At 53.7% G+C, this 7,286-nt stretch carries 6 protein-coding genes; all 6 read right to left on the reverse strand.

All coding sequences use genetic code 11. The features are described 5' to 3' along the window. Positions 1-232 precede the first annotated feature (232 nt). The 6 genes from CR103_RS21430 to CR103_RS21455 all read right to left on the reverse strand — a co-directional run bounded on the left by CR103_RS21430 (position 233) and on the right by CR103_RS21455 (position 7,019). Positions 233-1,213, reverse strand: coding sequence for a tyrosine-type recombinase/integrase (locus CR103_RS21430; protein WP_099917922.1), 981 nt, complete (start codon positions 1,211-1,213; stop codon positions 233-235). Between the two features lie 676 nt (positions 1,214-1,889). Further along, entirely contained in the window at positions 1,890-2,288 is a 399-nt protein-coding gene (locus CR103_RS21435; RefSeq protein ID WP_099917923.1) for a type II restriction endonuclease, read from the reverse strand. Positions 2,289-2,314: 26 nt separating this feature from the next. Then, positions 2,315-2,755: an EcoRII N-terminal effector-binding domain-containing protein gene (locus tag CR103_RS21440; RefSeq protein ID WP_099917924.1), complete on the reverse strand. Its 441-nt coding sequence runs from the start codon at positions 2,753-2,755 to the stop codon at positions 2,315-2,317. Further along, complete coding sequence (locus tag CR103_RS21445; protein ID WP_099917925.1) at positions 2,752-4,572, reverse strand: DEAD/DEAH box helicase; 1,821 nt, start codon at positions 4,570-4,572, stop codon at positions 2,752-2,754. The genes CR103_RS21440 and CR103_RS21445 overlap by 4 nt, the downstream gene beginning before the upstream one ends. Beyond that, on the reverse strand, positions 4,565-5,389 hold the full coding sequence (locus CR103_RS21450) for an HNH endonuclease (protein WP_099917926.1): 825 nt from the start codon (positions 5,387-5,389) through the stop codon (positions 4,565-4,567). Before CR103_RS21450 ends, CR103_RS21445 begins: the two co-directional genes overlap by 8 nt. 1 nt (position 5,390) lies before the next feature. Further along, positions 5,391-7,019, reverse strand: a complete 1,629-nt coding sequence (locus CR103_RS21455; protein WP_099917927.1) for an ATP-binding protein — start codon at positions 7,017-7,019, stop codon at positions 5,391-5,393. Positions 7,020-7,286: the final 267 nt, after the last annotated feature.

Genomic DNA, 7,286 nt, shown 5'->3' on the forward strand with positions numbered 1-7,286 from the left:
AACCGGAAGTAGAGCCACACCACATGGCTGATGATTTCCGCCGGGTGGCGGAAGCCACGGTAGAGTAGGGAATTTTTCATCACGCTACTTTACAAAACTTTACTGACGGCGGTAAGTTGACAGTACCGTAACATCAAGTCTCCTTAATAAAATTGGACTCCATCCCGTTTTCAGTGGAAATGGATGGCCGGTGCGGCTAACCTGCCTACCTAATTGCAGTGCGGACAGGCAGCTAATAAGCCACCTTGAACGTCGGGCTGTCCTCAGCGCGGTGCTTGCGGCGGTCATACATGCGGGTGGTTGAAATATTCGCGTGTCCTACCCAGTCCTGGACCTTTTCGAGATCCGCGCCATGCTCGAGCGCGTTGGTAATGGCGGTGGCGCGCAGCGCGTGCGGGCCGAAGCCGTCGACGTCAATGCCGACCATGCCGGCGTACCTGGCCAGCACCCTGTAGACGCCATCCTCGGTGATCGACCGACCGTTGCCGCGCGCGTTGTTGCTGGCAGAGTGGAACAGCGGCGCTGCTTTGTCGTCGCCGTGGCCGGCCGCCTCGAGGTAGGCGGCGATCGCGCCGGCCGCGGCCGGGTGCAGCGGCACGTAGCGAATTTTGCTGCCCTTGCCGAGCACACGCAGATGCCGCACGCCGCGGCGCTCCTGCAGGTCGACCAGGTGCAGCGCGCACAGCTCGGCGCGGCGCAGGCCATGGTACAGCAGCGTGGCCAGCATCGCGCGATCGCGCATGCCCTTGAGGGTGGCGCCGTCCGGCGCCGCCAGCAGTGCGCGCGCCTGGTGGTCGCCGATTGCCGGCGTCGAGCCTTCTTGGCTGGCCACCTTCGGCCGCTTGATGCCGTCGACCGGGTTGCCCTGGACCGCGTTGGCTTCGCACAGCGCATCGAACAGCGATGACAGCGCCGACAGCTTGCGGCGGATCGTCGCGCCGCCCAGCGCGCGCAGCTCCAGGTCGCGGCGCCAGGCGAGAATGTGGCCGCGGCCGACCTGGCGGAAAGCGTGCGGATCGTCGATGCCGGCAAACACCATGAACTCGCGCACGTCGTTTTCGTAGGCGCGACGGGTCTGCGGGTTGTCAAGGTTGGCAAACCAGGAAATTGCCGGCGGCACGTCGGCCAGCTGGTGGAAGTCGTGGATCGTTAGCGCGCGCGGCGCCGGCGCGGCCGGCACAAGCACGCCGGCATCTTCAGAATCGTTGGACATGGCATTTAAGACAAGATCAAGTGAATTCCTACTTTACTCTTGATAATGTATTTTATCAAGAGTAAAAATATTTTCAGCGATGTCGTCAAGTAGCAGGCCAAGGCTTGACCAAGTTACGCAAGGCTGTGTAGTTTTTCGATGAGCTGCGAAAATTTCAGCCTTTTACCAGAACTTTTCGCTAGGAGCCAGTGGCTTCCGGATCTCATCTTGACTGGTGCGATACGCATCTTCAATTCAGTATCAAGATATTTCTACCCGGATACAGCGACAAAACATTGCATTTTCGCAATATTCGATGGATACTCTTGATTTGACGGTGCTGCACTTGAAATTGCCGTATTTAGCAATGGAGCGGAAATCGTTACGTATGGTTACGACGAATACGCGCTCCTGAGTAGTTGAATTTTTCTATTTTTCTATGAATGCGTCTTACAGTAAAGGTGTTGCACTTGGTTTTTGAGAACGCCCTGCAACGGCGGGTTGGGACTGAAGCCTGTCTCGTCAAAATATAGCAGATCGCATTGCGCCGCCTGCGCCTGGCTCTGAAACGACGCCACGATCCACCTGGCGCGTTCAAACGCCTTGGCATCGTGCTTGTCCTTCTTTTAAAATTGCCAATCATTCGGTATATGTATATGCGTTTGATTGGCAGGACACCTCATGGTTGTGGCTGTTGTTATGGCGTTTGAACAACCCATCCTGTAGTCGCTGTATAACCAGATGCACCTTGAGTAATTAACTCACAATGAATATTATTTGAAAGATCAAAACCAATAATTATATTGTCACCCTCTCGAGCTCTTTCCATAACTGCATTAGATTGAAAATAGAATCTATATTCTGAACGTGTTGCATGAGATTCTCTTGCCTCATACCAAGTCATTCCTGATAAACAAATATCATCAAGCCCTCTTGTTGAAAATGATACGGTCATGTGAGTTTTTTCACTCCCAAACAAATTTTTAAGTTGCGCTACACCATTGAACTCATGTTGATTCGACTTTGTCGGCTCTGCCTCTACAGCTGACAAAGTTTTTACACATGAAGCTCTGAAATTTATTGGCCTGATTGACATATATTTTCCTGAATTATTATTTATATTTAGTGAATCCGGCGCCAATTGGAAGTTATCTTAATCCGGATCACTTGCTCTTCTGCCGGCTCAAATGGTTTTGCCAGTGGGCGAACAATTCTGATGTCGTAGTTAAACTTATCCTCACCCCCTGATATTTCAAAGGTGTCGCCCTCGTTTGCCCCCGTATCTCGAAAATATCGGGTCATATATGTGACCCGATATTCATTCCGTGTGCCTTTCAGATCATGAAGCTTGTTGTTATAGTAGACAAACCGGAATCGTCGCAGTACCCCGACTTCATCCATACATTCAATCCATGCATCCGGATTTTTGATTGCAGAATTAAGAGGCGGCAGGAAAGCAAGCAACTCTGCTTCCCCTTTTGGTATGAGAATTCCGCCCTGATGGCCGCCGGTTGTGCCGACATCGTTAGCGCTGAGGATTTTAATAAAAGTTTTTTTTGTCATATTTTTCCTGGTAAAATTTCCAGAGCAAGCCTGAGGTCGGCTGCATTTCTTGACGAAACGGGAACGCTTTCATTGGCCAGCTCGCTCTTCCAGAGAGAGCGATCAATCATTACTTCTTCTACAGTATCCTTGTAGAAAAGCCGGTAGACCGTGACTGGTCGGGTCTGGCCGCGGCGGTGAGCCCTCGCGCTCGCCTGAGCTTCCAGTGCCGGGTTCCAGACAGGTGTGAAATGGATCACCACGGTAGCGGCTGTGATATTCAGACCGGCACCGGCCGCTTTCGGATTAAGGACTAGACATCCAGGTCCGTCATGGGCAGAAAAATTATCGACGACAGGCTGACGCTGATCCGATGGTGTCGATCCATTGATAGCACCCCAGTATGCATTTGGAAAGCCGGTAAATGCTTCCTTAATCAGGTCGCCGATCCGGTTGAAAAGCGCGAACACGATGACTTTCTGATCATTAAAAAAAGCTTCCCGCAAGATGGCCAGTACCCTGTCCATTTTCGGAGTCATCAGGGGACAGCCACTGGTTCTCTCAACTCTGGTCTCGTCAGCATCATCATCAGAGTCATCAACACGGCGCAGCCAGGGATGGGCGCACACCAGTTGTAATTGAAGCGTCGCCACCAGAGCACCGGCCACGGGATACCGGGCAAGTGTTTTTTGCCGGACGTCGAGATAATGAGCGGCAAGCTGCTCATCAAGTTCGAGAGGTATATCGATGTCAATCCGCTCAGGCAAATCGCCGGCAACGTCGGCGACTCTGCGCTTCAGGATGACAGGATCAGTGAATCTCCCAATCTCCTTTGCCGACTCAATGCTGTCGGAATATGCTGTTTCAAATTCGCGGCGCGAACCGAGCAAACCGGGGATGGCAAAGTCAGCAAGCGACCAGAGGTCCGTCAGGCTGTTTTCCACAGGTGTCCCTGTCATCGGAATTGACCTGCGGCGGGGAATCGTGACTACCGCCTGCCGACGGTTCGAGTCCGGGTTCTTGATGGCTTGTGCCTCATCGCAGATCACCCAGGACCATTCAAAAGAGGAAAATATCGAAATATCATTGACCATTGTGTCGTAGGTCGTAATCACGACGCTGGTCTTCTGCAGGTCCTTGTAAATTCCGGCCCTATTGGCACCCCGGTGCACAAGAACGGACAGGCCCGCTCCAAAGCGGGCGATTTCCCGTACCCAGTTAGCGATCAGGCTGGTCGGACAGATGATCAGTGCAGGAGCGAACGGCCGGGGCGGCTCAAGCAGCAGCAGCGCAATGATCTGGAGGGTCTTGCCCAGCCCCATTTCGTCAGCAAGGATCAGCCCTCCCGTGTGACTGATCGTCTCCATCATCCAGCGCACACCACGTGCCTGGTAGGGAAACAGGGTCGCGGTAAGTCCGGGAACCTGAATTTCCCCATCGAAGTCTTCGGCCGCATCCCGTCCGGCCTTCAGGAAGCTTTCGTCCGGCTCTGCGCCGATGGCGCCGTCGGCGTCCCGCATTAAACGGATTGCGACGCTGTAGGGGATGTCATCCGGATCAGCATCGCCCAGTGTTTCGGCAAGCAGGCGAACCGCGTCCCTAGGAAGGGGACGGATCACTGTTCCGTCCACGACCCACGTGTGGCGGTTGCTCGGGGCAGGACAGATGTGCCTGACTCCTTGCAGCATACGTACGCCTGCGAGACAAGCCACGCTGTGCGCGCCCTTCTTGCCAAGGATAATGACAGGATCGATCACACGTTCGGACAGCGAGAATCCGTGTGGCGGGCATGCCGACAGCTCTTCAAATGTTTCCGGAAATGTTGCGTAATCAGGCATAAGAAGTCCCCAATATCGCTTTCAGATCAGCCATCGTAAATGGGACCGGGCGCCTCGTATGAACGGCGCGGTGGCAATTCGGACACAGCGGAACCAGGTCGGTACGCGGATCGTACGGACGCGGTTCCATAAGCAGGGCAACAGGTTCAAGATGGTGTACTTCAATGATTGACCCGGCATCTCCGTAGGTCATCCTTGGTTCGGCGCCACAGGCAAAACATTTTTCACCATGAATGCGAATGCACAGAAGCCGGTTTCGGGGGTTCCGCTCGCGTCGTATCACGACTGACTGCAGGACGGCACCTTCGCAGGCAGGCGCCTCCTCACCCTGGCGGTCTTCGATGACGTCGTAACCGATGAGTTCAGCCATGGCCGCCATTATCGGCACAATTACATCGCGACAGGTTGCGATCACCGAGCTGTCGTTCAGCGGATGCTCCTGATTGCGGACGGTCGCCACCATGCGGAAGGCACCATTCATCACGTGCCATTCAGGCATGTTTTGCCCAGGAATCTGGACATCAGCTTCCGGCCGTATTGATGCAACCAGAGCCTGCGCCAGCTGGACATCTTCCGGGGATGCCGCCAGGATCTGGCTGAGCACCGTCCCGGAAAAGCTTCCGAATGTCAGGGTTACCCGGTGACCCTTCAGCCCGTATGTACGCAGTTCGGCAACGGGTCCGTGTTTTTGGTCCAGATCACTGAACCATATTCGCAGGCCGGAACGAAGGCCGCTCAGGTCCACCTCCGCAGAGACTGCCGCGCCGGTTCCTTCCGCAAGCTCTTTCAGAATGAGCTCTTTTTTTGCAGCGAGCATTTCAGCTTTCTTCTTCGGCGGCTGTTTCGCCAGGTTCCGGATCCGGCACATTACGCAGCAGTTTGCGCAGATTGTTCGATATTTCGTTACGGATATCTTCGAAAATTGGTTCCAGCTCTTCGTTCGTGTTGTTCTGTTCAGCTACAGCAAACGCCCACAGGAGCAGGTCCATCCCTTCCACTGCATAGCCATTGGCCGCTGCCCGCTTATAGATCTTCTGGTAGAAGTCATGATGCTTGTTCAGCAGTACTGCAGGAACATGTCCGGTATTTCCAGGGCTGCGCAATGCCGGCTGCCATAACTCCCCGTTGGTGATACTTTCGACCGCTTCGACGTATATCGCATCAGGGTTTACATTGCTCTGGACTGCCGTCCTGAGCCTGATTTTCGGACCCATGTTGTTCGCAACGATCGCGGACTGCGTCGCAGGATCGACCGACGTCACCTGTGGCTTGCTCGCATTGCCTGTTTCTGCAATATTCTTGTTTGCGCTGGAATGATCAATCGAATAAGCGTTCGCTTTTGCCCTGTTCTGCCTGCGATAGCGACTCCCGGCCTCACGGTAAACGGGCTGAAGCAGTTCACGCAGGCCATCCTCGAGTTCAGGGTGGAAGAGGATGCGGGATTTTTTCACATCGATCCGGAACGCATCATCGAGCTCATGACCGAATTCGAATTCGATGCGCAGCAACGATGTATGCGGCTCGTTGGCCCCGAAGACGTCCATCCAGCTGCCATCCTGGATCAAGCGGCCTTCACGGTAGACGTAAAAGCCCTGTGCCCTGTTCGAAATGCGTGCATGGATCTTTTCTTCTTCCTTGGTCATGTCATCACGGTGTGGCAGGATCCATGCACGGATGTGCACGCTTCCCTCCGACCCGTCAGGAAGCTCCACGACCAGTGTCTGCTTTATTTCTGAGAGGACCTGTTCTGAACGCTCGGGATAAAAAGGGTTCCACCGAACAACCTTAGTCTGGTTGATTAAAATGTCAACGTCACGCTCACGATTGTCCGCTTTGTCGAGGAAACGGTGATATACAAGGGAAAGATGCTTGTCTAGGGACTCTGCAAGCCTGTTTATTGCCGATTTTTCCTTTGTGCTGCCGGGCGCGTAGTCCTTCATCAGGATCCTGTCACAATTTTCCCAGATCACGAGGGTGCCCTGAGCGCCGCACAATTCGTCAAACATTTCCTGCTCAGTAACGCTGACCGGCTCCTGAAGCATTTCCCAGCGCTTCTGCGTCGCAACATGTTCAAGATCCCAAGCGAGCTTTGCCAGCTTCTGACTGGCAGCTTTTCGCGAAATCAGGGTGAACTTGAGGCAGACTGAACTGGAAGCTGTCTTTAGCCCTAGGCCAAACTTCCCAAGGCTTTCAGGGTTCTCGCGTTCCGGAGCGCCGTAGCGCATCGCTTTATAGATGCCATCAGCATCCATGCCCTCCCCGTTGTCGCCAAAATAGACCAGCTTGCGTCCGTCATTGCGCAGCACGATCTCAACATTGATCTGGTCCGCCTTGTGGGCAATGGAATTGTCAATGATGTCCGCAACTGCGGTCCTGACGTTGTAACCCGTATCGCGCAGGCCAAAGATCAGCCGCTCCGCGTCCGGTTCATTGATAAGGTTGTTCATTCTAAGTCCTTCTGTTATCCGGGCCATGCCTTTGCCGAGAGTCGGAAGATAGCAACACAGCGTTATTGTTTTTACTATGAATTATGTTCTCACGTCAATTATTTTCCCAAATGTCGCCGCTAGATAGGTGCCGACTGCACACCCAATCCACCCAAGTTAGTGAATGGCGTGCATTTCAGTAAATTATTATCAAGATTTTCATAAAATTACTTGACACTACTTTAAAATCGCGGCGTCCAGCATGGATTTTTACTATCCCTGCCTGCC

Origin of the sequence: Massilia psychrophila (assembly GCF_002760665.1) — a bacterium.
Taxonomy (GTDB): domain Bacteria; phylum Pseudomonadota; class Gammaproteobacteria; order Burkholderiales; family Burkholderiaceae_D; genus JAFCUW01.

What these genes read in the sequence shown, in the direction of transcription:
- CR103_RS21430 (WP_099917922.1), bottom strand. Translation starts at nt 1,213, where the DNA reads ATGTCCAACGATTCTGAAGATGCCGGCGTGCTTGTGCCGGCCGCGCCG.
- CR103_RS21435 (WP_099917923.1), bottom strand. Translation starts at nt 2,288, where the DNA reads ATGTCAATCAGGCCAATAAATTTCAGAGCTTCATGTGTAAAAACTTTG.
- CR103_RS21440 (WP_099917924.1), bottom strand. Translation starts at nt 2,755, where the DNA reads ATGACAAAAAAAACTTTTATTAAAATCCTCAGCGCTAACGATGTCGGC.
- CR103_RS21445 (WP_099917925.1), bottom strand. Translation starts at nt 4,572, where the DNA reads ATGCCTGATTACGCAACATTTCCGGAAACATTTGAAGAGCTGTCGGCA.
- CR103_RS21450 (WP_099917926.1), bottom strand. Translation starts at nt 5,389, where the DNA reads ATGCTCGCTGCAAAAAAAGAGCTCATTCTGAAAGAGCTTGCGGAAGGA.
- CR103_RS21455 (WP_099917927.1), bottom strand. Translation starts at nt 7,019, where the DNA reads ATGAACAACCTTATCAATGAACCGGACGCGGAGCGGCTGATCTTTGGC.